This window comes from Candidatus Competibacter phosphatis, assembly GCF_012939995.1.
Taxonomy (GTDB): Bacteria; Pseudomonadota; Gammaproteobacteria; order Competibacterales; family Competibacteraceae; genus Competibacter; species Competibacter phosphatis.
Genome location: NZ_SPMZ01000008.1, coordinates 32,843 through 55,800 on the forward strand (window position 1 = coordinate 32,843; position 22,958 = coordinate 55,800).

The following is a 22,958-nucleotide window of genomic DNA, read 5'->3' on the forward strand; positions in this document are numbered from 1 at the left end:
TCAGTGGTTACGATGCGGGGCGAAGGCGATACGGTCGATCACCGCCATCAACAGTGCCGACAGTGCGAAGGTCATGTGGATGATCACCAGCCAGAACAATTGATTGTTCCATAACGGCTGATCGCCATCTTGAGGTGGGGTGGTCATGAACGCCTTGAGCAGATGAATGGACGAAATGGCGACGATGGCGACCGCCAGCTTGATCTTGATGGTCGCCGCGTCGATCTTACCCAGCCAGGACGGCTTTTCCTGCCCTTCGCGCACATCGAGATTGGATACGAAGGTCTCGTAGCTGCTGAGTACCACCATCACCAGCAGGTTGGCCACCAAGGCCAGATCGACCAGTGCCAGTGCCGCCAAGACCAGATCGGTTTCGGTGATCGTGGCAATGATGGCGAACAGGTGGATCACCTCCTGGTAGGCCTTGATCGCGAACAGAATCAAGATGGCGATCAGCGCCAAATACAGCGGCACTAGCAGCCAGCGGCTGAGCAAGATGCATCGTTCGAGAAGGAATTCAATCGTTTTCATCGAGTGACGTCGGTAGGGTGAGTAGGGAAGGAGCCGGCGCCGCCGGATGGCGAACCGGAATTAGGCAAGGTTGGCGTCAAGCCGGCCGGGCTGGAGGCCGGCCACTCCTTGAGGTAGAGATCGTGCTGCGGATAGGGGATGCGGATTCCGGCCTCCTTGAAACGATCCCAAATCGCGAACAGAATTTCGTTATGCGTTTTCAGCAGTTGGTTCCGACTCAGGTCGATGAAATATTGAATGCGGAATTTCACCGAGGAATCGGCGAAATCCCAAAGCAACGCCAGCGGCTCGGGGTTGCCGAGGACCGCCGGATGTTCCCGTAGGATCCGCTCGATGATTTTTTGCGCCCGATGGGGATCGTCATCGTAGCTGATGCCGACCCACAGAATAGTGCGGAGCACCCGATCGCCGTGCGTCCAGTTGGTGAAGGCGTTGCCGATCACCTCGGCGTTGGGGATGATCACCGACTCGTTATCGAAGGTCTGCACGGTCAGCGAGCGCATGCCGATACTGGTGACTTCGCCCAAGTGTGTGCCGACCTGGACGATATCGCCGGTGCGCAGCGGTCGCTCGATCAGCAGCAGCAGGCCGCTGACGAAGTTATTGGCCAGACTCTGCATGCCCAGCCCGATGCCGACGCCCACCGCCCCGGCGAACACCGCCAAGGTGGTGAGATCGATGCCGACCACCCGCAGGATCAACAGCAATCCGATTAGGACCACGGTGTATTGGGCGAAGACCGATAGACTGTGGCGCACGCCCAGATCGCTGATGTGGGATAGCACCCAGCGATAGCTGATCGCCCGGCTCCATTGCCCCAACCAGATGACTACCAACAGGATGGTGACGGTAATCAGAATGCGCCAGAGGGTGATTTCCGCCGCGCCCACGGCGAACAGCGGTCGTTCCAGGAAAGCCCAGATGGAGGAGACCACCGCAGATTCGCCGGTCCAGCCGTAAGCGCGGAACAGCACGACCCACGCACCTAGGAACAGCAGCAGATTCAGAATCCGGTGCAGCGGGGTGATGATGTCCTGAGTCCACAGCAAACCGTAGCCGGAATGAGTCACGGCAAAGTTTTTCAGCGCCACCACTAGATCGTTCAGCAGGCTGCGCGCCAACAGCCAACCGACCTGCACGGCGATGAAGATCAAGAGATGGCCGGCGACCAGCCACGCCAGTTGCAGATAACCCAGCAATCCCAGCACGGCGGCGCCCAGCAGGGACAGCGGCAACAGCAGGCTGCCGAAACGTAGCACCATGAACCAGAACCGTTCCCCGTGCAAGGCGCCGAGCAGATCCATGACCAGCCGGCGGATGCGTAACCCGGGCAGGAAGGCCCAGAACCAGTAGAGCATGAACAGACGGTCGAAGGCATTGACCACGATGGCGGGTAAATCGCTCAGATGCGCCAGTACCACCAGAGTGACCAGCGCACCGCCACCGATCAGGGTCCAGAATAGTTGGCGGTATAGCGCCGGCTGCCGCTGTTCGGCCGGTAGGCGTGGCGAAACCAGCAGCAGCCAGGCCAGGCTGATCGGTAGCTTGATCCCGACCCACGCCAGGGCCAGCGTCATCAGGATGCCGAACCCGGGTTGAGGGACCTCGGCCAACCACAGCAACAGCAGCAGAGCGGCCGCGCAGCCGGCGCCGCCCAGATTGCTCCGGGCCAGCAGCAGCGCGCTGGCGATCAATTGGCGCAGAAAGCTGTCGCCCTGGAGCCGTTGTTCGCCAAGGCGGCGCAAAGCCTGCCGCAGACCGCGCCCGGTCGCCACCAGTCCCCAGAGCAGCATGCCTTCCAACACCACCAGAATGGCCCAGCGCAGCACGGTCATGTCCAGCAGCGCCCGGATCGTCGACTCCAGGCTGAGTCGAATCTGGTAGAACAGCACCTGAGGCACGGTGGCCATGGCTTCCAGCAGTTGCCGCCAGGCATCGGCCGTGTTCGGATAAGGCTTGCGGGTGAATAGATCGCGCCGCAGGCTCTCCCGGTAGTTGCGGTCGATCTGGGCCGCAATCCCGTCGAGTTGCAGCGCCTGCTCTTGTGCTTGGCCGGCGCGCTGATTCAGATCGTCCAGCAACTGGCCGGTCAATTGTAGTTCCTCGCCGCGCAGCCGCCGGTCGTTCGCCGTCGCCGCCTCGCGCCGCTCGATCACCTGGCGTTGTTGCTCGTAGACGGTGCTTTTCTGTTGTAACAGCGTTTCGGTGCGGCGCAGGTCGTCGCGCATCGTGGCAAGCTGTTCGAGCGCATCCCGCAGCTCGTCCGGGTTGACGCTGGCGTTGTCCGGCAGATCCTTCAAGCGGGCCAGCACATTGGCGGTCTCGGCCAGATGGCGATCCAGGCTCAACAGATTGATGCGTTCCTCGACCGTTTGCAGTTCGGTGACCAGGCGTTGCCAAAGCGTCAGCGGCAGCGCGCCCTGGTTTTGGGATAACCGCTGGCGCAGCGCGTTGGCTCGGTCCTGTTGAGTGGCGAGGTCTGCTTGCAGCCGGCCGACCAGTTCGGCCTGGGCGCTCTGCCGACCCTGCTCCTGACGCTGCTGGAAGCTCCGTTCGATTTGTTCCCGCCATTGCTCGGCCAGTTTCAGCCGCAGCTTGGCGATTTCGAGTTGATCACGGAGATTGGTCAGATTGAGGGTTTCCAGCTCCAGATCGGCGCGGCGCTGGGCGAGGGTCTGGCTGGTTTGTTGTAGTTGCGCGGCGCGGTCCGTCACCCCTTCGGTGGGGTTCTTGGCGGGGTTTTTCAGCAATTGCTCGCGCGCTTCCAGTTCACCGATTTCCTTTTGCAGTTCTTCGATGCGTTGCTCGCTGTTGTTCAGTTCCGATAGCGCGCTTTCCTGGCGCAGCCGCGCCGATTCCACATCCACCCGGGTTTGTTCCAGCATCGCCTCGTCGATTTGTTCCGGGTGCAGCGCCTCCATCTGTTGGGGCAGATCGGCGAGTCGCGCCTGCAAGTCCTGGCGGGTCCGGTCGATGGCCTCCCGGTCGTGCGCTAGGGCCTGTCGGCGCGCTGCTTGCTGCTCGGCGACCTTGGCGGGATCGGTCGGTGGCGTTATCGGCATGGTCGGCTGCGCCCGGACATTCGCCGCCAGTACGATCAATGTCAGCAGCAGAAAAAGGGCGAAATTTCCGGCGCGCGACGCAGCGCCGGAGGAAGGCGGGAAATACGGGATCATGCGAATGGCGGGGATTCGAAGGAGAAATCGGTTAGGTATCGGTGGTCGGGGTCGCGCGCAGCCAAAAAGTCACGGGGCCGTCGTTGGTCAGACCGACCCGCATGTGAGCGCCGAAGCGGCCGGTGGCGACGGGCGTGTGTTGGCGTCGCGCCCGTTCGACCAGATAGCCGAACAATCGTTCGCCTTCGGTCGGCGACGCGGCTGGGGTGAAGCTGGGACGCATGCCCTTGCGGGTGTCGGCCGCCAGGGTGAACTGCGGCACCAGCAGGAGTCCACCGCTGACCTCACGCAGACTCCGGTTCATTTTGCCATCGGCGTCGGCGAATACCCGATAGCCGAGCAATCGCTCCAGCAGCCGGTCGGCCTGGATCTCGGTGTCGCCGCGCTCGACCCCGATCAGCACCAGCAAACCGGTGTCGATGGCGCCCACCGGGTCGCCGTCGACCTCGACCTGGGCCGCGGCGACCCGTTGTAGTAGCCCGATCATGCCAATCGATCGGCAAACGCCTGAGTGGCGGTGATCAGCGCATCGACGATGCCCGGTTCGCTGGCGGCGTGCCCGGCCGGCGAAACGATCCGCAGCTCCGCTTCCGGCCAGGATTGGTATAGCGCCCAGGCATTGTCCAGCGGGCAGACCACGTCGTAGCGGCCGTGGACGATGACGCCGGGCATGGTCCGCAGCCGGTCGGCGTCGCGCAGCAACTGATCGGGTTCCATGAAACACTGATTGACGAAGTAATGGCACTCGATGCGCGCCAGGCTCAGCGCCCGGTGGGCTTCGCTGAAGTGCTCGACCATGGTCGGGTTGCTTTCCAGGGTCAGGGTGGCGCCTTCCCACGTCGACCAGGCTCTGGCCGCGCGCAGTCGCTCCAGCTCGTCGGCGCCGGTGAGCCGTCGATGGTAGGCGTGGATCAGGTCGTGCTGTTCCACCGCCGGAATCGGTGCCAGAAAATGTTCCCACAAATCGGGGAACAGACGGTTGGCGCCATGCTGGTAAAACCAGTGGATATCCCGGTCGCGGCACAGGAACACCCCGCGCAGGATCAGGCCCAGCACTCGATCCGGGTGGGTTTCGGCGTAGGCCAAGGCCAGGGTCGAGCCCCAGGAACCGCCGAAGACCACCCAACGGTCGATGTTGAGGTGTTCGCGCAGTTTTTCGATGTCCGCCACCAAGTGCCAGGTGGTGTTGTCGCGCAGTTCGGCGTGCGGGCTGGATTGGCCGCTGCCGCGCTGATCGAACAGCACGATACGGTAGCGTTGCGGGTCGAAGAAACGCCGATGCATCGGTTCGCAACCGGCGCCGGGGCCGCCGTGCAGGAACAGGACCGGCAGGCCGCTGGGGTTGCCGCATTCCTCGATATACAGGGTATGCAGCGAGTCCACCGCGAGGCGTTGGGTGGCATAGGGCTTGATATCGGGAAACAGAACGCGCATGAGTACTCCGATTCGGTGCGGAAGGGGGCGAGTCGGCCGATGATTTTCCGGAACCGCCAGCGGAAGAGGGATTGGGAATGAGGAGCGGATTTTACCCGCAATAGCGGTGCTTCAAAGAATGTAATCGATTACCGCATCAAGATCGTCAAATATCCGGCCGCCGTGGGGCATGACCTTGGCTTCGTCGCCCGGACGGTACTTGCCGGTGCGCACCAGCACGCCGTGCAGGCCAGCCGCCAGCGCGCCGCATACATCCATTTCGGCATCGTCGCCGACCATCGCCACATCCTGGGGCGGCAGGTTGAGGCTGTTGACCGCCGCCAGGAAGAACTCGGACGAGGGCTTGCCCAGCACCACGGCTTCCATCTCGGCGGCGTACTCCAGCGCGGCCATGAACGGACCGATATCCAGGCTCAATTGACCGTTTTCGCGAAAATAGCGGTTGGAACCCATCGACAGCAGCGGCAGACCGTCCAACAGCAGCCGGAAGCACTCGTTGAGCGCCTCGTAACCGAAAGCCTTGCCGGCGTCGCCGAGCAGAACCGCGCCGGGCGGTCCGCCCAGCAGGTCGGCGAACTCGCCCTGGACGTCGGCATGCACCAGCAAATGCGGCGTCAGTTTCCGAGCGATCAGATAGTTGCGTGCCGCGACCGCCGGGGTGAATAGATGCTGGGGCGAGACCTCCAACCCCATTCGCGCCAGGCGGTTGATGATCGCGCCGCGCGTCAGGCGGGTGGAGTTGGTGACGAAACGGGCGGGAATACCAGCCGCGCGCAGACTGAGCAGGGCTTCGCGGGCACCGGGCAGAGGGTGTCCACCAGTGTATAGCACACCTTCCAGATCAAATAACACACCATGAATCATGCTGCCCTCACCGGATCGATTTCGCGACCGTGCCGTGGGTCGTGGTGGCGCGGAGGACTCCTAGACACCGCATCTACCGAGTCAGTATAGAAGGCGTCCGGTCCAATGGAGGGCGAAATCGCCGGAAGGCCGGCCCCATGAATTTCCCGCGACTTGGCATGTCCGGGATGGCGGACCGTGGCGGACCGCTGGCGGCTCGGGTTAAACCTTCGCGCCCATGGCCAGGGCACGGGTCTGCCCGGCGAGCCGTTCGGCGGCGGTGACGACCGGGTCATGGTCGGGATCGAATTCCGGCCAGCCGGCCGCGTGCCGGACGATCAGTCGGGTCAGCATGTCGATGTGGGTTGGAGCATCGTTCAGGGCCGGGATATAGCGATAGTGTTCGCCGCCGGCTGCCAGAAACACCGCCCGGTTCTCAAGGGCGATTTCTTCCAGCGTTTCCAGGCAGTCGGCGGCGAAACCGGGGCAGATCACATCCACGCGTTTGATCCCGGCTCGCGCCCAAGCGGCCAGTAGCTCGCTGGTGTAGGGTTGCAGCCATTCGGCGCGGCCAAAGCGCGACTGAAACGCCACCGCCCACTGATCCTCTTGCAAGACCAGCCGTTCGGCGACCAGCCGGGCGGTTTTGTGGCACTCGCAGTGGTAGGGGTCGCCAGCCAGCAGGTTGCGTTTGGGCAGGCCGTGGAAAGAGAACAGCAGCCGTTCGCCGGATTGTTCGGCGCGGGCGGCGCGGATGCTGGCGGCCAGCGCGTCCAGATAAGCGGGATCGTCGTGATAGTGGGTGATCAGTCGCAGTTCCGGTAGCCAACGCCAGCGTCGCAGTTCGGCAGTAACCGCGTCGAAGGTCGAGGCGACCGTGGCGGCGGAGTATTGCGGGTACAGCGGCAGCACCAGCAGCCGGCGCGCGCCGGCATCCCGCAGCTCGGCCAGCGCCGAGGCGATGGAAGGATTGCCGTAGCGCATCCCCAGCGCCACCCGCACCGGCCCCGGGCATCGCTGGCGCAGTGCCGCCGCCACCGCCACCGTCTGCCGACGACCGATCGCCAGCAGCGGCGAGCCGTCCTCGGTCCAGATGACCCGGTACTTGCGGGCGGAGCGGGCCGGACGGATGCGCAAGATGATGCCATGCAGGATCAGCCACCACAGCGGTCGAGGCAGTTCCACCACCCGTGGGTCCCAGAGGAACTCGGCCAGATAACGACGCAGGGCGGCGGGAGTGGGGGCGTCGGGGGTGCCGAGATTGGCCAGCAGCACGCCGGTGCAAGTGAGCTGATCGTGGGAGAAGGCGGTGGAAGAGGTTATTTGTATCATGGGGCGGTCATGCCTCGGCATCTCGGTGTTTTATAATGAATGAATCGTCCATGGGGGGCCATTGCCATGCTGGGTGTCTTTCTCGACCGGGATTCGCTCGATTGCGGCGATCTCGATTTTAACGACATCGACCGCATCCTGCCGGATCTGCGCTATTACCCCGCCACCGCGCCCGATCAGGTCGCCGCGCGCATCGCCGAGGCAGGAGTGGTTATCAGCAACAAGGTGGTGCTGGACGCGGCCGCGTTGCACCACGCTCCCCGACTGCGGCTGATCTGCATCGCCGCCACCGGTCTGAACAACGTCGATCTGGCGGCGGCGACGTCACGGGGCGTGACGGTCTGCAACTGTCGCGGTTACGGCACCGCGGCGGTGGTACAGCATGTCTTCGCGCTGTTGCTGGCGTTAGTCACCCGGCTGTCCGACTACCGGCAGGCGGTGCGCGACGGTCGTTGGCGGCAAGCCAGTCAGTTTTGTCTGCTGGATTTCCCAATCCGCGAGCTGGCCGGCAAGACGCTAGGCATCGTCGGCCATGGCGAACTGGGTCGGGGCGTGGCCCGGGTGGCCGAGGCGTTCGGCATGCGGGTGCTGATTGCCCAGCGCCCCGGCGCGGTGGAGGAAGAGCAGGAGGGACGAGTGCCGCTGTCGATCCTGCTGCCGCAGGTGGACGTGCTCAGCCTGCATTGCCCGCTGACGCCGGAGACCCGAGGTCTGATCGGTGCCTGGGAACTGGCGCTGATGCGCCGCGACGCGATCCTGATCAACACCGCGCGTGGCGGCTTGATGGACGAAGCGCTGTTGGCCGATGCCCTGCGCCAGGGTGCGTTGGGCGGGGCCGGCGTGGACGTGCTGAGTCTGGAACCACCCGTGGCGGGCAACCCGCTGCTGGCGCCCGATATCCCCAATCTGATCGTGACTCCGCACTGCGCCTGGGGCAGCCGCGAGTCGCGCCAGCGGCTGGTCGGACAACTGGTGGAGAACATCGCCGGATTTCTGAACGGCGCACCGGTGCGAGTGGTGGGGTGATGCAATGAATCTTGAAAACCATCCCCGCGCCATCGAAGTGCATCACGGCCACCTGTTGAATGAATTGGTGGTCGGCCCCATCATGGAACCGCCCGCCGATTTCCTGGTCAACGGGCGAGGGCATTGACCGATCCTTGCCATCGTCCCCGTTACTTAAGTGGCCTAGGTAAGACTACGGATAGTATTTGCAATACCCATTGGACATGATTTTCGATGCTTCGTGGAGTGGATTGACGCAATGATTCACTGGCGTAACCAGTCACAGTCCGCTCTATGGGTTTTTAACGCTTTGTTTAAAAAGGAAAATACCTTATGGTTTCTCGACGTTCCCTATTAACCGCCGTGACGCTGCTGGCATCGTTTCTCGTTGTTCCCGGCTTGGCACGGGCTACTGAGGAACCGGCCAAGAAAGCAGAGGCGAAAACCGAGGCAGCGGTCAAGCAGGCCGATTTCTTGTTCGTGCAAAACGCCCAGGACATCCACTACGCCGACGGCAAGCTGACCCTGAAGGGTGTCAGCCCGACCACCATCATGTTTTCCGACCGCCCCGAGCGGATCGCTGGTCACATGGCCACTGCCCGGTTCGTGCCCTTCTGGTCGAAGGGTAAGGATAGTTTCCTGTCCGATCCGCCCAACGCCACTCTGTCGGTCATCCATGAAGACAAGGTTGACGATGTGGTGGTGGAACTGCGTGATCCGGTACTGAAAGGCGACGAATTGAGCTACAACGTGCGGGTGCTGGAGGGTGAGATGCCCGCCAAGGGTGGAGCGGCTTCGTTGTTCATCGATATCATTGGCATGCCGCTGACGCCGCTGTCCTACGCCGGTGTCGCGCGCCGGTCGTACCGTCGGGCGTTCTACTATTAATGCCGTCCAATTAATTTTTGATCTCAGGTTCCCTATTGCAAAGGGAGAGGCGCCGTAGTGGTACTACCGGCAAAATCGCTCAGCCTGTCAACGCTTGGCGGAGCAGGTTGACGTAATTTAAGATGACAACATTTGCTTGGGAGATACGATATGAAGAAGTCTTTTATTGCTGCAAGTGGCTTGGCTTTATTGATGGGTTCCGGCATTGCCTTGGCGCAATGGAACAATGAGACCTTTCCGTCTTTTGAGGAAGTCGATGCCAACAAAGACGGTATGATCAGCATGGATGAAGCGAAAGCGCATCCGGGTACGGTCGCTGCGGTGACAAAAGGAAACCTAGCCAACGTCGAGGATTCCATGAAGAGCTTTTTTTAGTGCGGCCCATCAGCACGATAAAAACAAGCCTTACGATTCTCCCATGACTAAGGATGAATGGCAGGGCATGACCAGCCATTAAGCGGACATCGGTGGCGGGAAGCCGCTGTCATTCGCGCGCTCTTGGCCACGTTGGCACTGGGGTCAAATCACTGTAAGTCACCTTGCTGGATCGGTTGAGAAGGGAGGAGAGATTGAAGGCTGTTGTTTGGGAATCATGCGGCCTTTTGCATCATCAGGATCTCTTCAAGAAACGAAGATGCCGCCATGATTGCCAAAACGCACAGTCGGTACTGTGCCAGTGATCCAGTGAGGACGGATGAAAATCAGCCATCCCCCAGAAGAGGGGTGGCTGATTTTTCTCTACGACACACCTCTTGCGAGTTCCCATGCACGGTTGGCCTTGGGAGGTATCCCCGCTATCTTGTCGTGCAAGAATGGGGCGGCGGGTGAGGACCATGCAATTTGGCCTCGATCTCCAAACACGAGAATAAATACGGTTGAAAGAGCAACTTCAGGCCATCGTGACGGTGCTGTCCCTGGTGAATCCCGCGATCTGTGCGATGATGTTCGTGCATGGGGAGGTTGGGCGTTCTTTTGGCGGGCAGTTGATCGACGCCACGAAGGCGGGGTTGGCCATACTGGTGATTCTGGTGGGCGCCGCCCTCGTGGGGACCCAGTTGTTGCATCTGTTCGGCGTGTCTTTGGATGCTTTCATGGTGGCGGGTGGCGGTGTGCTGGCTTGGATGGGATTTGCCATGCTCAGCAGTCAGTCGACCGCATCGGCTTCGACCGTTGCGCAGGCAAACTCGGAACCATCGCTTACGCCATTGATCCTTTTCGCCGCCAGTCCAGGGACCATCACCGGAGTGATCACCCTCTCGGCCGCCCACACACGGTTGAAACTACCGATCACCGCTCTGGTGGCCATCGTCGTTGCGGTCATGGTTACGTGGCTCGTTATGTTGTTCTTCGCGCGTTTCACCGGTAAACAAGACGGTGGTGGATTCATTCGGGATACGATGACACGCCTGATGGGATTAATCGTCCTTTCCATGGGAGTTCAGTTTGCCCTCACGGGATTTCACGCATTCGCGGCCTGAGAGTCAAGCTCTGCTCAATCCCGTTTGATCCAACATTGGGACAGGTTAATGCTAAGAGGAATAGACCTATGCAAGATTTATTCGATGTACTAAGGGATATAGAAGGTACTGGCCTACTTTATATGCTCATCTTGGCGATAGGTTTTTTTGGGTATTGTCATCTATGTGTTCACCGGAAAAAAAACGAGCCAAACGGTTTGATCAAGATGCTGAGATACCGTTTCTCGATGATGAAAGCAAAGGGTCCAAGCGGTAATTCGAGCGGTTAGCGATTCGATCCTGAGCGACTCGCCAGAATCGAAGTGCCTACGGGTTTACCGGCAAAAATATCAGCCTGAAACTGTAAACATCCTGAAGCGATAAGCAAGTCAATTGACGAAATAATGGTCCGAAAAATCCATTTATTACAGCTAGTCCGAAAACGGTAACAAAACGTTATGGACGAGGGTGTCGCTATTTTTACGCGCGTGTGGACCGATATCACCAGCGGCGCACATGCACCGCTATCGTTCCGCTTGATTATCCAGCCACTGGTCGCTGTTTTTTTTCGCGATCCGCTCCGGGATGCAAGACGCGCGGGCTGGCCGACCGCTATTTTTTTTGGGCCGTCGTCATGAGCGATCCGGTATACCGGCGAGAACTCCTGCAAGAAGGCTGGAAACATGTGGGAAAAGTCTTCATTGCAGCCGTCGTGGTCGATGTCATCTATCAAATCATTGTGCGGCACTGGGTTTATCCATCCGAGGCATTGATGGTTGCCGCGATCCTCTCGGTGTTGCCCTATCTGGTAATGCGTGGTCTTGTGAACCGTATCCTTAGCCGCGGGCGTGGCAGCAACGGGGCGATGTAAGCTTGAAGTATGGACAATATCACTCACTATCCATTTCTCGTTTTCGCGATCTCCCTCATTGTGTTGTGGCTGTCAGCCTGGATTGGGCGATCCTTTCTCAGGACGCAACATAAGCTGGACACGGATACACATGAAGATCTTGGAGTTATCCTGGCTGCAACGTTGACCCTGCTCGGCCTCATTATCGGATTCAGTTTTTCGATGGCGATAGAACGCTACGATCAACGCAAGAACTTCGAGGAGGCGGAAGCCAACGCGATCGGTACCGAATACGTTAGGGCTGACCTGCTGCCGGTTGCCGATGCGGAAAAAAATACGCGCGTTGCTACAGAGCTACCTCGATCAGCGTATCTTGTTCTACACGGCCCAGCATGATCGACTGCTTCAGCAGAAAATCAATGTCCGTACCACTCAATTACAAAACGAACTGTGGTCCGCCATCCAGGTGCCAGCTGCGGCGCAGCCAACACCGATCGTTGCCCTGGCCGTTTCAGGCATGAACGATGTGTTGAACTCACAGGGATACGCCCAGGCTGCTTTGTGGAACCGAATTCCCGCTGCGGCATGGGCTCTTATGATGGTGATCGCCATCTGTTGCAATGTGTTGGTCGGCTATGGTTTGCGAGACACCATAAGAGAAACCAAATTGCTGCCGGTTCTCCCGCTGATTGTCTCTATCGCATTCATGCTGATAGCAGACATCGATGCTCCACGCCATGGTGTCATTCGCGTGACTCCCCAAAACCTGATTGGTCTTGCTGAATCTTTGCGTGTACCGCAGTAAGCGGAGATCTTGCTTTCTCGTAGGTGCCATATGACGCAGCCAATAAAGACGACTGGATGGCCATCGGTATGAAAGACATTCGAGAATTAAGATAGGATGTTGATTTTCAAGTACCAATAATCAACGGGGGAAATCCGCGTGTTAAATAAAGCCTTGCCTTCCTGGGGATTCGCAGCGACGTTCACTGTAGCGTTGGTTGGCTGCGCCGTGATGCAGAAAGATAATACCCAAACGACCGAACAAACCCTGTCCGCCGCTGGATTTCAGATGAAACTGGCCGATACGCCGGCGAAACTGGCTCAGTTACAAGGTCTGCCGCAACGCAAACTGGTACCGCAACAGCAAAACGGTGCTATCCGTTATGTCTATGTTGACGCCCAATATTGCCAGTGTGTGTATGCGGGGACCGAGACCAACTATCAAGAGTACCAGAAGCTAGCTTTGCAACGCCAGATCGCTCTGGAAGAGGTATCGGCGGCGCAGATGGATACCATGGATTGGGAGATGTGGGGGCCGTGGGGCTGGTAACGGTATGACCTCTTGATCGATGAGGCCGGACCGATACTGAGTACAGTCTATCTTGTTTGAGCAACGGCTGGAGCCGATTCGGCGAATATGAATACCTTCCCACCGAGAGTAACGATAATGGCGAGAATTTGTTTTAGTCGACTAAGCAGCCTGTGTTCAGGGCTTTTGGCAGTCAGTTTCCTCGCTCTTTCCGCATGCGGCACCATGCAAGTGCCTCCGACCGAGCAAAGCATCGCTGGTTTAGCGCCGGTCGGCACTGTAACCATGACCGAGACTGTCGCGGTCGGCATGACGGGAGGTAAAGGTTCATTGACCTTCCAAGGACAAAGCTATCCATTCATTCTGATCGGCAGTGTCGTCGGTCCGGGTGGCGCCTCCGAGATCAATGCCGTAGGCAAGGTGTACAAGCTGAACAAGCTGTCGGATTTCGAGGGTCTCTACTCCGAGGGAACCGGGCAAGCCGGGCTGGATACGTCGAATCAAGCCGATCTGTGGCTGCAGAACGAGGCGGGCGTGATTATGCATCTGACCGGTACCAGCGAAGGGGCCGTACTCTCACTGGGACGTAGTGAAGTTGAGATCAAGTTGACCAACTAACCATCGCCTGCATGGGAGCGATGTATAACAAAGCAGAAAGTTGTTTCTAACCCGAGGAGAAATCTGATGATGAAGAATGTTCGCACAATAACGGGCCATATTTTGCTGGTCGCGGCGTTGTTGGTGGGTGGTTTGGCGCTGGCGGCGGATGTGAAAAAGCCGGTCGGCAAGGTCTCGATTGAAGAGAAACAGTTCGGACTGATCCTGGGCGGCAGCACCGGCAGCGGGACGCTGACGTTCCACGGCAAGAAATACCCGTTCAAGCTCAAGGGGCTGAGCGCCGGCCTCGACGTGGGGGTTTCGAAGATGAGCGCCGTTGGTGAAGTGTACGATATGAAGAAAGTTTCCCAATTCCCCGGTACCTTCACCAAATTCGAAGCGAGCATCGCTTTGGGCGGCGGTGTGGGCGGCCTGCGCTTGCAAAACGAAAACGGGGTGATTATGAACCTGCGCTCACGCACCAAGGGGTTGAATCTCAATCTCGGAAACGTGACCGGTGTGACGGTTACAATGGACCAGTGATATGTGTGCCCATTGATCCCCAACCTAAGTTGATTTCATAAGACAACTGGCCCCTTGTGGGGCCTTTGTCCTTATAAAGCGCTTTCAGACAGGCCCGATGCGGACATGTGGCCGCCCCGGATGATGCCGCCAACTGGCGGATCCGCGCGCAGGTGCAGTTGATGTTTCCTAAATAAGGAGCGCCGATCTCGAGGTTTTTATCGGGAACACCGCTCGGCGCCGAACAACCAATAACGGTTGTGACCCGCCTGCTTGGCCAGATACATGGCTTGGTCGGCATGGCGTAGCAAGGTGTCCGCGTCGTCGCCGTCCAGCGGATGGAGAGCAACGCCGATGCTGGCGGTCACCGCAAGCGAATGCTCGCCGAGCACATGGGGCGTGGCCAGGGTGCTCAGCAGCCGGATGACGGCGCATTCGCATTCGCCCATGTCGCTCAATCCCCCGAACAGCACGACGAATTCGTCGCCGCCCAACCGCGCCACCGTATCGCTGCAACGCATGCAGGTACGCAGGCGTTCGGCGACGGCGATCAACAGTCGGTCGCCGACGGCGTGGCCGAGGGTATCGTTGATTTGCTTGAATCCGTCGAGATCAAGGTAGCAGACCGCGAGTAAGGTCCGTTGGCGCTTGGCTTGCGCGATGGCCTGTTGCAGCCGGTCGGCGAGCAGGGCGCGGTTGGGCAGTTGGGTGAGCGGGTCGTGGTAGGCCAAATTTTCCAGACGGCGCTGGCTGTCCTTGAGTGCGGTGATGTCGGCGAAGACGTTGACGTAGTGGGTGACACGGCCGGTGTCGTCGCGCACCGCCGCAATGCTGGCAATTTCCGCGTAGATCTCGCCGTTCTTCTTGCGATTCCATAGCTCGCCGGTCCAGAAGCCTTCTTCGAGCAAGGCCCGCCACAGAGCGACAAAAAAACTCGGGGTCATGGCGGCCAGACTGGAGGAGGCGTGGGTTGCGGCCGAGCACCTCCTCGCGGTCATAGCCGGTCAGCACGCTGAAGGTATCGTTGACCTCGACGATGCAGGCGTTGGCATCGGTGATAAGAATGCCCTCGTAGGCGTGTTTGAAGACGCTGGCGGCTAGTCGCAGTTGTTGTTCGGCCTGACGTTGGGCGGTGATATCTTCCTTGATTGAGAGAAAGTGGGTGATGCGTTCGTCCAAATTGCGCACGGGACTGATGATGGCCCGTTCCCAATACAGTGAGCCATCCTTACGCCGGTTGTGAAACTCGCCGGTCCAGATGCCGCCATCGGCGAGGGTTTGCCACAGCCGCCGATAATGGTCTGGCGGTGTCTCGCCCGATTTGAGCAGGCGCGGATTTTGGCCGAGTGCTTCCTCTTGGCTGTAGCCGGTGGCCTGAGTGAAATAGGGATTGACGTATTCGATCCGGGCTTGCAGATCGGTGAGCACGATGGAAATCGGGATTTGTTCGATGGCTTGGTAGAGGCGGTGAATGGTTTCCTTGGCTTCTTGCTGCGCTTTGAGTAGAGCGAGCAAATGGCGTCGCTCGGTTGCGGCGGCGGCCTCGCCGCGAATCCTGGATAGCACCTCGCCCAGTTGCAGGGCCAGGGTTTCCGACATCCGACAGCTCAGGTCGGGGATCGTATCGGCTTGATGGCTGGCGAGCTTGAGACAGGCGATCACCTGCTTGCCGTCTAGAATCGGAAGGATGGCGATGGCGCGTAGACCCTCTTCCCGAGTGGCCGAGGGCAGGTCTCGCGGGGCGGGATCGCGGAAGCTATAGCGCGGTTGGCCAGCGTGCGCGATCGCGCCGAGGCCGATATCGCCCGACAGCGTGCGCGTTGCTGCGGCATATTTGCTGGAGAGGCCACCGTGAACGATTAGCGTCAAATGGCCGTTCTGAGGGTCTACATCGTAGATGCCGCCGCAGTCGATGCCCGGCAACTCCAACGCGGAATCGAGGACCGCTCGCATTGCCGCTTCGGGGTCGGCGGCGATCCGTTGCAGCGCCAGTAACAGGTCGTGATGGGCGGTCAGCAGCCACTCGGCGTTCCTATGCGCGCTGACGTCCCGGTATATCCCGAGGATCAGACGAATGGCGCCGGTTTCGTCGCGTTGCGCGCTCAAGCGGTCGTGAATCCAGATATCGTGGCCGTCGCGGTGGCGGAAGCGGTATTCGTGCTCGATTCGATCCTTGTGTCGGAGCTGCTGCTGAAGCGCCAACGCGACCGCCCGGTCGTCGGGGTGAACATGTGTGGTCCAGAAATCGGGTTGCCACCAGGCATCCGGCGGGTAGCCCGCGATGCTTTCGATTTCGGGGCTGACGTGGATCGTTTGCAGGGCATCAATGTTTTCGGGGTCCGGTCGCAACAGGTAGGTGGCGGCGGGGATTTGATCGAACCAGGTCGTAAGTTGCCGGATCGCGTCGTCCAGGGTGTTTCCCAATGGGACCAGCCGCAGGTTGGAAGGGTCGCCGGGCGTGGTCATCATGAGTAGGCTCCACTGAGACGAGACTTATGGCAGGTGTGGTCGTTCCAGGTACTCGTGCGACTGCATCTCTTGCAGACGGCTGACCGTGCGCTGAAACTCGAACTTCAGTTTTTCGCCCTGATACAGCTCCAGTGGCGAAGTGGCGGCGGATAGAATCAGCTTGACGCCGCGGTCGTAAAATTCGTCCACCATATTGATAAAGCGCCGCGCCTGGTTTTCCATCTGCCAATCCATCGCCGGTACGTTGGAGATCAGTACGGTGTGGTAGCAGCGGGCAACTTCAATATAGTCGGTGGTGCCGCGCGGCCCGTCGCAAATCGCCCGGAAGTTGAACCAGACGATGCCATCCGCTTCACGCAGCGTGGGAATGTAGCGGCCTTCGATTTCCACGTCGCCACCCCGATGGCCGGGTTCGGGCGCGATGTTGTCGAACACTTCGTTCAGGATCTGTTCGGCCCGTTCGTCCAGCGGTGAGTGATAAATTTCGGCCTTTTCCAGGTAGCGCAGCCGGTAATCCACCCCGCCGTCCACGTTCAGAATATCCAGATGCTGCTTGAGCAGTTCGATCGCCGGCAGGAAACGGGCGCGTTGCAGGCCGTCCTTGTATAGATCGTCCGGCGGGATGTTGGACGTGGTGATCAGGGTAACGCCCTGGTTGAACAGCTCCCGCAGCAGGCCGTACAGCAGCATGGCGTCGGTGATGTCGGCGACGAAGAACTCGTCCAGGCAGATCACCCGCGCTTGTTCGGCGAAGCGGCGCGCGACGATGCGCAGCGGGTCCTGCTGATTTTTCAGCGCCTTCAGTTCGGCGTGGACCGCCCGCATGAAGCTGTGAAAGTGAATGCGTTGCTTGTGTTCCAGCGGCAGGGCATCGACGAAGGTGTCCACCAGATAGGTTTTACCGCGTCCGACCCCGCCCCACAGATACAAGCCGCGCACGGCGAACGGCGCGGCGGCGGCTTTGTCGCGTCCGGCCAAGCGGGCGAGCAAACCCGGTTTTTTGCTGACGGGGGTCGGCTCCGGCTGGGCCATCAATCGATCGTAGATTTTTTGCAGGGACTGCACCGCTCGTTCCTGGGCGGGATCGTGCTGGAAACCTTCCCGTTGCAGATCCTGGCGATAGCGTTCGTAAGGCATGGCGAAACTCGAAAGCGGGTTGTGCTAGTGGCCGGGCAGGGAAAGCGGTTGTCCGGCCTGGTTGCGCTGGGGGAGATATTGGGACCAGTCGCGGTTGGCGTCGCCGAAGGCGAAGAAATCCGGATTGATCAGCACCGGCCGGGCGTTGTAGCGCAGCGGTCGTAACTGCATGTCGGTCAGGTGGCCGCCGGCTTCCTCGACGATCGCTTGCGCGGCGGCGGTGTCCCACTCGCCGGTCGGTCCGAAGCGCGGGTACAGGTCGGCCGTGCCTTCGGCGATGAGGCAGGATTTCAGGGCGCTGCCCACGAACAGGTGGCGGTAATCGCCGAGCTGTTGCAGGTACTCCTGTAAACGCCGGCTGCGGTAGGATGCTTGGCTGGTGGTGACCCGGATCGATGGTTGGCAAGCCCGCGCCACCTGAATGCGGCGGACTGGCTGGTTTCTCGGCCGCTTGTAGGCGCCGCCACCGCGCCAGGCGTGATAGCAAACGCCGTCGACCGGCGACAGGATCAGTCCGAACACCGCTTCGTGGTTGTGGATCAGGGCGATGTTGATCGTAAACTGGTCGCTGCGCCGGATAAATTCGCGGGTGCCGTCCAGGGGGTCCACCAGCCACAGCCATTCCCAGCGGCTGCGTTCGGCGAAGCCGATGTCGGAGGCTTCCTCGGACAGAATCGGGATCTGGGGCGTCAGTTCCTTCAGGCCGCGCAGAATGCAGCGGTGGGCGGCGAAGTCGGCTTCGGTGACCGGACTTTGATCGGGCTTGGCGGTGACGCTGAAGGAGCCGGCGTACACGTCCAGAATCCGGCGCCCCGCTTCGCGGGCGATGTCCTGAACCGGTGCCGCCAGAGCGGGCAGGTCGATATCGGGGGCGTCGGTCATGCCGGGGAGAACCTCGGAAGCGTCTGGATTGTATTTTACGTTCATTCTACACAATTTGCGGCCTGAGCCGTTGCCCCATCGGAGTTGCTTATGACCATGCGCTTAATCTGGTCACGGATTCAAACGGTGCTGCTCGACATGGATGGCACGCTGCTGGATCTGCGTTTCGATAATCATTTCTGGCGAGAATTGGTGCCAGTGCGCTACGCCGAGCGTCACGGTTTGCCGCTGGCCCGCGCGCGTGCCGAGGTGGCGGCTCGCACCCGGTTGGTGGAGGGGACACTGGCTTGGTATTGCCTGGACCACTGGAGTCGGGAACTGGCGCTGGACATCGCGACCCTCAAGCGCGAGATCGCCCATCTGATCGCCGTGCATCCCCATGTCGTGGAATTTCTGAACGCGCTGCGCGTCGCCGGCAAGCGAGTGGTGTTGGTGACCAACGCCCACCCGCGCAGTCTGGCGCTGAAGATGGAGAAGACCCGCTTGGCCGGATACTTCGATGTCATCGTATGCGCGCACGATCTGGGTCTGGTCAAGGAACAGCCGGAGTTCTGGCCGCGCTTGCGCGAAGTGGAACCATTCGACCCGGAGACGACGCTATTGGTGGACGACAATCTGGCGATCCTGCGCACGGCGCGGGCACAGGGGATCGCTTATCTGGTGTCGGTGCTGCGGCCGGATTCCGCCGACCCGCCCAAACCCTCGGGCGAGTTTCCGGCGATTCACGATTTTTCCGGGCTGCTGCCGGTCAGTGACCGGACCGGTAGTGAGGCGGATGCTAAGATTGAGTGCAACTGGTTTCAATAGGGTGGAGCCGTCCAACCCACGCTGGTGAAAACTGCTCGATTCGATGGAAGGTGGTTTTTCTATAACTGAATAGAATATTTTCAGTATTTAATATTAAGTTTAATAATAATGAATGATCCCAATCCTGCAACTTTTTCAGCGTCGGCGGCGGATGCCCTGGTTGCGTGCCACGACTGCGATTTGCTCTATCGCAAGCGGCCGCTGCGTGAAGGGGAAAAGGCCCGTTGTGCCCGTTGCGGCGCGTTGCTGTATACCCGCAAGCCGAACAGCATCGAACGCACCCTGACGCTGGCGCTGGCCGCGCTGATTCTGTTTGCGCTGGCTAATATCTACCCGCTGTTGGATTTTCAGTTTCAGGGCCGCGCGCAACAGAGCTCGGTACTCAGCGGCGTTCGGGAATTGTACGCACAGGGCATGTGGACCCTGGCGATGGTGGTGTTCGTCGCTAGCATCCTGGCACCGTTGCTGAAGCTTCTGGCGTTGCTTTACGTGTTGCTGCCGCTGCATTTTGGTCGCCGGCCCTGGCGGATGGCGCAGGTGTTCCGCTGGATCGAAACTCTGCATCCCTGGGCCATGACCGAGGTGTACCTGTTGGGGGTGCTGGTGGCATTCGTGAAGCTGTCCGATATCGCCACCATCGTGCCGGGGGTGGCGCTGTATTCCTTCGCGGCGCTGATCGTGGTGATGGCCGCCACCGACGCCGCGCTGGAACCGGAGGCGATCTGGGAACGCCTGGAGCCGTGCCGATGAACCCTGGTTTGCCCATCACCGCTGCGCGCGCCGCGCTGGCCCGTTGTCACGCCTGCCATTTGTTGAGCCGGATGAAACCGCTGCCGCCGGGTAGCCACGCCCATTGCCCGCGCTGTGGGGCCGCGTTGCACCTGCGCAAGCCCGATAGTCTGGCGCGCGCCTGGGCGCTGACGCTGGCGGCCTACATTCTCTATATTCCCGCCAATACCCTACCGATCATGACGGTGGTGTCGATGGGGCACGGCGAGCCGGACACCATCCTCAGCGGGGTGCGGGTACTGATCGCGGGTGGCCTGTGGCCGTTGGCTTTGTTGGTGTTTTTCGCCAGTGTGGTGGTGCCGGTGCTGAAGCTGTTCGCACTGACCTACTTGCTGGTTTCGGTGTGGCGCAAATCGCGCTGGCGCCCCAGGGACCGCACCGTCCTGTACCGCATCACCGAGGCGGTCGGGCGCTGGTCGATGATCGACGTGTTCATGATTTCGATCCTGGTGGCGCTGGTCAAACTCGGTGCCATCGCCACGATCGAACCGGGCGCGGGCGCGCTGGCCTTTGCCTCCGTCGTGATCGTCACTATGTTCGCCGCCATGAGCTTCGATCCCCGCCTGATCTGGGATGCGTTGGAGAACCCCGATGAGCGATAACGACAGTCGACACCCAGACTTGAATGGGAGCGATTCCTTACCTGACGCGGTCGTGGAAAAACGCCGTGGCTTTTCGATCGTCTGGTTGATTCCCCTGGTCGCGGCGCTGGTCGGCGCCTGGCTGGCCTACAAGACCTTGAGCGAACAAGGACCGATCATCACTCTCACCTTCCGGGAAGGCACGGGCTTGGACGCCGGCAAGACCAAGATCAAATACAAGGCCCTGGATGTCGGCGTGGTGGAAACTGTCCGATTCGGTCCGGATCTGTCCGAGGTCATCGTGACGGCTCGAATGAGCAAGGAAGTGGAGCGGCACCTGGGCGAAAACAGTCGGTTTTGGGTGGTGCGGCCCCGGCTAGGGTTCGGCGGCGTGTCGGGGTTGGAAACCGTGGTATCCGGAACCTATATCGAAGTGGAATTCGGCGACGGCAATCCGGCCAGGACCTTCGCCGGGCTTGAACAACCGCCGATCGTCAGGACCGATACTCCCGGTCACCGCTATTTGTTGCTGACTGACCGACTGGGTTCGATCCAACGGGGTTCGCCGATTTATTTCCGCGACATTCAGGTGGGTGAAGTGTTGACAACCCAGTTGGCCGAAGACAAGCGGAACGTGCTGGTGCATGTGTTCGTGAACGCGCCTTACGACCGCCTGGTGCGCGACCACAGTCGATTTTGGAAAACCAGCGGTTTCGAGGTCTCGCTCGGCGCGCAGGGCATCGACGTGAGAATGGAATCGCTGTTGTCCTTGTTGTTGGGCGGCATCGCCTTCGATACCTCGGTCCACGACGAAACGGACTCGCCGAGCCGGGACGGTACCCAGTTTCGGTTGTACGACAGCTTTGCCGATATCGCCGAATCATCCTATACCCGTCGCGATTCCTATCTGATGTATTTCGAGGGTTCGGTGCGGGGCTTGAGCGTGGGTGCACCCGTGGAGATTCGCGGTCTCAAGATCGGCAAGGTGACCGAAGTGAAGCTCGACATCGATCTGAAGACCGGCAACATCCGCGTGCCGGTGCTCGTGGAGTTGGAACTGGAGCGCATCCTGTCAGCGGAACAAGTCAAGCAATTTGACGAGACCTACGGCGCGCTCCGCGCGGAAGGCCGCCGGCCCGGCATGGAGCACATGGTCAAGCACGGGCTACGGGCGCAGTTGAAAACGGGCAGCCTGCTGACTGGCCAACTTTTTGTCGAGTTGGATTTTTATCCCGACAGTCCGCCACTGGAGCTGGTTTACGGCGGACAGTATCCCGAGATCCCGACGGTGCCGGGTACGCTGGAAGCCTTCCAGAAGACGGCCATGGATATCTTGAATGGCCTGCGTAAGCTGCCCCTGGATCAAATCGCCAACGAGCTGCTGGGAACGATGCAGGGCGCCAACCATCTGGTTAATGCCCCGGAATGGCGAGCGACGATTCGCTCCCTGGATGCGACCTTGAAGGATGTGCGGGTGCTGGCGCAAACCGCCGACCGGCAAGTAGCCACGCTGGCCGTCGATGCCGGGAAAACCCTGGGCGCCGCGCGCAACACCCTGGACAGCTTTGATCCCGAGGCGCCGTTGATGGTCGATCTCGCCAATACCTTGGAGGAACTGGCGGCGGCGGCTCGTTCCATCCGCGCCTTGAGCGACTATTTGGACCGCCATCCCGAATCTCTGCTGTATGGCAAGGGCGGACCCGGACCTGGAGCAAAGCAATGAACGATCGACTATCGATGGCGGCCCGCGCGGCGCTGCTGGGTGGAGTTTTGGCGCTGACGGGGTGCGCCGGCAGCGAATCGGTGCGCTATTATGTACTAAGTGCCACACCGACGGGACCGAGTGGTGCGGCAGTTCGGGATATCCCCGTCGGTGTCGGTCCCGTGGAGTTGCCGGAATATCTTGATCGGCCTCAGATTGTAACTCGTACTAGTCAGAATGAGTTGAACGTGGCCGATTTCGATCGCTGGGCCGAGTCGCTTAAGGACAATACGATTCGGGTGCTGGCCGAAAATTTGGCGATGCTGTTGCCAAGCCAGCGGGTGTCCGTATACCCCTGGAAGCGAGCGACGCCGGTCGACTATCAGATCACCGTCCAGGTTAGCCGGTTCGACCGGATGGAGAATGGGGAAAGCGTGTTCGCCATGCGATGGCGCGTGTTCGACGGCGGTGGCAAGGAGCTGTTGTCGCGGACATCGGCCTACCGGGAGACTCCGACCGGATCGGATTACGCGGCGACGGTGGCTGCCATGAACCGGAATCTGGAAGCGTTCAGTCGCGATGTCGCATTAAAGATTGAAGCGTTATCAACCGGCTCCGGTCGCTGACGGAGGCCGGCCAGCCGA

At 60.3% G+C, this 22,958-nt stretch carries 24 protein-coding genes and 1 pseudogene; 15 read left to right on the forward strand and 10 right to left on the reverse strand.

The genetic code is table 11. The features are described 5' to 3' along the window. From E4P82_RS02265 to hemH, 6 genes are all read right to left on the reverse strand, one after another. The gene (locus E4P82_RS02265; protein ID WP_169247378.1) at nucleotides 1-531 is read right to left on the reverse strand and encodes a TIGR00645 family protein; all 531 of its coding nucleotides are present in this window, start codon (nucleotides 529-531) and stop codon (nucleotides 1-3) included. Further along, a complete protein-coding gene (locus E4P82_RS02270) occupies nucleotides 528-3,707 on the reverse strand; it encodes a mechanosensitive ion channel domain-containing protein (protein ID WP_169247379.1) in 3,180 nt (1,059 codons plus the stop codon). Before E4P82_RS02270 ends, E4P82_RS02265 begins: the two co-directional genes overlap by 4 nt. A gap of 31 nt (nucleotides 3,708-3,738) precedes the next feature. Then, nucleotides 3,739-4,194 (reverse strand): D-aminoacyl-tRNA deacylase, encoded by a 456-nt coding sequence (gene dtd, locus E4P82_RS02275; protein ID WP_169247380.1) that lies wholly within the window; start codon nucleotides 4,192-4,194, stop codon nucleotides 3,739-3,741. Then, nucleotides 4,191-5,141, reverse strand: a complete 951-nt coding sequence (pip, locus tag E4P82_RS02280; RefSeq protein WP_169247381.1) for a prolyl aminopeptidase — start codon at nucleotides 5,139-5,141, stop codon at nucleotides 4,191-4,193. Before pip ends, dtd begins: the two co-directional genes overlap by 4 nt. A 111-nt stretch (nucleotides 5,142-5,252) precedes the next feature. Beyond that, nucleotides 5,253-6,005, reverse strand: coding sequence for a TIGR01458 family HAD-type hydrolase (locus E4P82_RS02285; RefSeq protein ID WP_169247382.1), 753 nt, complete (start codon nucleotides 6,003-6,005; stop codon nucleotides 5,253-5,255). 201 nt (nucleotides 6,006-6,206) lie between these two features. Next, a complete protein-coding gene (gene hemH / locus E4P82_RS02290) occupies nucleotides 6,207-7,316 on the reverse strand; it encodes a ferrochelatase (protein WP_169247383.1) in 1,110 nt (369 codons plus the stop codon). 39 nt (nucleotides 7,317-7,355) lie between these two features. Between hemH and E4P82_RS02295 the strand changes: the two genes are divergently transcribed. The 10 genes and pseudogenes from E4P82_RS02295 (at nucleotide 7,356) to E4P82_RS02335 (ending at nucleotide 13,968) form a co-directional block, all read left to right on the forward strand. Further along, nucleotides 7,356-8,342 (forward strand): 2-hydroxyacid dehydrogenase, encoded by a 987-nt coding sequence (locus E4P82_RS02295; protein ID WP_246327314.1) that lies wholly within the window; start codon nucleotides 7,356-7,358, stop codon nucleotides 8,340-8,342. A gap of 4 nt (nucleotides 8,343-8,346) precedes the next feature. Then, the gene (locus tag E4P82_RS22700; RefSeq protein WP_281383634.1) at nucleotides 8,347-8,469 is read left to right on the forward strand and encodes a hypothetical protein; all 123 of its coding nucleotides are present in this window, start codon (nucleotides 8,347-8,349) and stop codon (nucleotides 8,467-8,469) included. 185 nt (nucleotides 8,470-8,654) lie between these two features. After that, complete coding sequence (locus tag E4P82_RS02300; protein WP_246327315.1) at nucleotides 8,655-9,209, forward strand: hypothetical protein; 555 nt, start codon at nucleotides 8,655-8,657, stop codon at nucleotides 9,207-9,209. 150 nt (nucleotides 9,210-9,359) lie between these two features. Further along, complete coding sequence (locus E4P82_RS02305; RefSeq protein ID WP_169247384.1) at nucleotides 9,360-9,584, forward strand: hypothetical protein; 225 nt, start codon at nucleotides 9,360-9,362, stop codon at nucleotides 9,582-9,584. Between the two features lie 500 nt (nucleotides 9,585-10,084). Continuing rightward, a complete protein-coding gene (locus tag E4P82_RS02310; RefSeq protein WP_169247385.1) occupies nucleotides 10,085-10,687 on the forward strand; it encodes a MarC family protein in 603 nt (200 codons plus the stop codon). A 613-nt stretch (nucleotides 10,688-11,300) separates the two neighbouring features. Beyond that, a complete protein-coding gene (locus E4P82_RS21430; RefSeq protein ID WP_211202996.1) occupies nucleotides 11,301-11,537 on the forward strand; it encodes a hypothetical protein in 237 nt (78 codons plus the stop codon). 9 nt (nucleotides 11,538-11,546) lie between these two features. Then, nucleotides 11,547-12,321, forward strand: a pseudogene (locus E4P82_RS23480) (bestrophin-like domain). A gap of 138 nt (nucleotides 12,322-12,459) precedes the next feature. Then, nucleotides 12,460-12,849 (forward strand): hypothetical protein, encoded by a 390-nt coding sequence (locus E4P82_RS02325; RefSeq protein ID WP_169247386.1) that lies wholly within the window; start codon nucleotides 12,460-12,462, stop codon nucleotides 12,847-12,849. A 204-nt stretch (nucleotides 12,850-13,053) separates the two neighbouring features. Next, nucleotides 13,054-13,446, forward strand: a complete 393-nt coding sequence (locus E4P82_RS02330; protein WP_169247387.1) for a hypothetical protein — start codon at nucleotides 13,054-13,056, stop codon at nucleotides 13,444-13,446. A 66-nt stretch (nucleotides 13,447-13,512) separates the two neighbouring features. Beyond that, a complete protein-coding gene (locus E4P82_RS02335; RefSeq protein ID WP_169247388.1) occupies nucleotides 13,513-13,968 on the forward strand; it encodes a DUF1134 domain-containing protein in 456 nt (151 codons plus the stop codon). Between the two features lie 197 nt (nucleotides 13,969-14,165). Here the strand turns inward: E4P82_RS02335 and E4P82_RS02340 are convergent, their stop codons facing one another. From E4P82_RS02340 to cysQ, 4 genes are read right to left on the reverse strand one after another with little or no spacing between them, the layout of a single operon-like run. Beyond that, entirely contained in the window at nucleotides 14,166-14,678 is a 513-nt protein-coding gene (locus tag E4P82_RS02340; protein ID WP_169247389.1) for a GGDEF domain-containing protein, read from the reverse strand. Beyond that, nucleotides 14,560-16,416, reverse strand: a complete 1,857-nt coding sequence (locus E4P82_RS02345) for a PAS domain S-box protein (RefSeq protein ID WP_169247390.1) — start codon at nucleotides 16,414-16,416, stop codon at nucleotides 14,560-14,562. The genes E4P82_RS02340 and E4P82_RS02345 overlap by 119 nt, the downstream gene beginning before the upstream one ends. Before the next feature lie 24 nt (nucleotides 16,417-16,440). Then, on the reverse strand, nucleotides 16,441-17,553 hold the full coding sequence (gene zapE / locus E4P82_RS02350) for a cell division protein ZapE (RefSeq protein WP_169247391.1): 1,113 nt from the start codon (nucleotides 17,551-17,553) through the stop codon (nucleotides 16,441-16,443). Between the two features lie 24 nt (nucleotides 17,554-17,577). After that, complete coding sequence (gene cysQ / locus E4P82_RS02355) at nucleotides 17,578-18,435, reverse strand: 3'(2'),5'-bisphosphate nucleotidase CysQ (RefSeq protein WP_169247392.1); 858 nt, start codon at nucleotides 18,433-18,435, stop codon at nucleotides 17,578-17,580. Nucleotides 18,436-18,525: 90 nt separating this feature from the next. On the opposite strand from cysQ, the gene yrfG reads away from it, so the two are divergent. From yrfG to E4P82_RS02380, 5 genes are all read left to right on the forward strand, one after another. Then, nucleotides 18,526-19,242 (forward strand): GMP/IMP nucleotidase, encoded by a 717-nt coding sequence (gene yrfG / locus E4P82_RS02360; protein ID WP_169247393.1) that lies wholly within the window; start codon nucleotides 18,526-18,528, stop codon nucleotides 19,240-19,242. A gap of 108 nt (nucleotides 19,243-19,350) precedes the next feature. Then, nucleotides 19,351-19,992, forward strand: a complete 642-nt coding sequence (locus E4P82_RS02365; RefSeq protein WP_169247394.1) for a paraquat-inducible protein A — start codon at nucleotides 19,351-19,353, stop codon at nucleotides 19,990-19,992. Then, a complete protein-coding gene (locus E4P82_RS02370; RefSeq protein WP_169247395.1) occupies nucleotides 19,989-20,633 on the forward strand; it encodes a paraquat-inducible protein A in 645 nt (214 codons plus the stop codon). The genes E4P82_RS02365 and E4P82_RS02370 overlap by 4 nt, the downstream gene beginning before the upstream one ends. Further along, complete coding sequence (locus E4P82_RS02375) at nucleotides 20,623-22,335, forward strand: PqiB family protein (RefSeq protein WP_169247396.1); 1,713 nt, start codon at nucleotides 20,623-20,625, stop codon at nucleotides 22,333-22,335. The genes E4P82_RS02370 and E4P82_RS02375 overlap by 11 nt, the downstream gene beginning before the upstream one ends. Continuing rightward, nucleotides 22,332-22,940 (forward strand): PqiC family protein, encoded by a 609-nt coding sequence (locus E4P82_RS02380; protein WP_169247397.1) that lies wholly within the window; start codon nucleotides 22,332-22,334, stop codon nucleotides 22,938-22,940. The genes E4P82_RS02375 and E4P82_RS02380 overlap by 4 nt, the downstream gene beginning before the upstream one ends. Nucleotides 22,941-22,958 lie beyond the last annotated feature (18 nt).

Coding starts and splice junctions, on each gene's coding strand:
- E4P82_RS02375 (WP_169247396.1), top strand. CDS start 20,623: ATGAGCGATAACGACAGTCGACACCCAGACTTGAATGGGAGCGATTCC.
- E4P82_RS02300 (WP_246327315.1), top strand. CDS start 8,655: ATGGTTTCTCGACGTTCCCTATTAACCGCCGTGACGCTGCTGGCATCG.
- zapE (WP_169247391.1), bottom strand. CDS start 17,553: ATGCCTTACGAACGCTATCGCCAGGATCTGCAACGGGAAGGTTTCCAG.
- cysQ (WP_169247392.1), bottom strand. CDS start 18,435: ATGACCGACGCCCCCGATATCGACCTGCCCGCTCTGGCGGCACCGGTT.
- E4P82_RS02295 (WP_246327314.1), top strand. CDS start 7,356: ATGAATCGTCCATGGGGGGCCATTGCCATGCTGGGTGTCTTTCTCGAC.
- E4P82_RS02270 (WP_169247379.1), bottom strand. CDS start 3,707: ATGATCCCGTATTTCCCGCCTTCCTCCGGCGCTGCGTCGCGCGCCGGA.
- E4P82_RS02335 (WP_169247388.1), top strand. CDS start 13,513: ATGATGAAGAATGTTCGCACAATAACGGGCCATATTTTGCTGGTCGCG.
- E4P82_RS02345 (WP_169247390.1), bottom strand. CDS start 16,416: ATGATGACCACGCCCGGCGACCCTTCCAACCTGCGGCTGGTCCCATTG.
- dtd (WP_169247380.1), bottom strand. CDS start 4,194: ATGATCGGGCTACTACAACGGGTCGCCGCGGCCCAGGTCGAGGTCGAC.
- yrfG (WP_169247393.1), top strand. CDS start 18,526: ATGACCATGCGCTTAATCTGGTCACGGATTCAAACGGTGCTGCTCGAC.
- E4P82_RS02305 (WP_169247384.1), top strand. CDS start 9,360: ATGAAGAAGTCTTTTATTGCTGCAAGTGGCTTGGCTTTATTGATGGGT.
- E4P82_RS02370 (WP_169247395.1), top strand. CDS start 19,989: ATGAACCCTGGTTTGCCCATCACCGCTGCGCGCGCCGCGCTGGCCCGT.
- E4P82_RS02285 (WP_169247382.1), bottom strand. CDS start 6,005: ATGATTCATGGTGTGTTATTTGATCTGGAAGGTGTGCTATACACTGGT.
- E4P82_RS02365 (WP_169247394.1), top strand. CDS start 19,351: ATGAATGATCCCAATCCTGCAACTTTTTCAGCGTCGGCGGCGGATGCC.
- E4P82_RS21430 (WP_211202996.1), top strand. CDS start 11,301: ATGAGCGATCCGGTATACCGGCGAGAACTCCTGCAAGAAGGCTGGAAA.
- pip (WP_169247381.1), bottom strand. CDS start 5,141: ATGCGCGTTCTGTTTCCCGATATCAAGCCCTATGCCACCCAACGCCTC.
- E4P82_RS02265 (WP_169247378.1), bottom strand. CDS start 531: ATGAAAACGATTGAATTCCTTCTCGAACGATGCATCTTGCTCAGCCGC.
- E4P82_RS02330 (WP_169247387.1), top strand. CDS start 13,054: ATGCAAGTGCCTCCGACCGAGCAAAGCATCGCTGGTTTAGCGCCGGTC.
- hemH (WP_169247383.1), bottom strand. CDS start 7,316: ATGATACAAATAACCTCTTCCACCGCCTTCTCCCACGATCAGCTCACT.
- E4P82_RS22700 (WP_281383634.1), top strand. CDS start 8,347: ATGAATCTTGAAAACCATCCCCGCGCCATCGAAGTGCATCACGGCCAC.
- E4P82_RS02380 (WP_169247397.1), top strand. CDS start 22,332: ATGAACGATCGACTATCGATGGCGGCCCGCGCGGCGCTGCTGGGTGGA.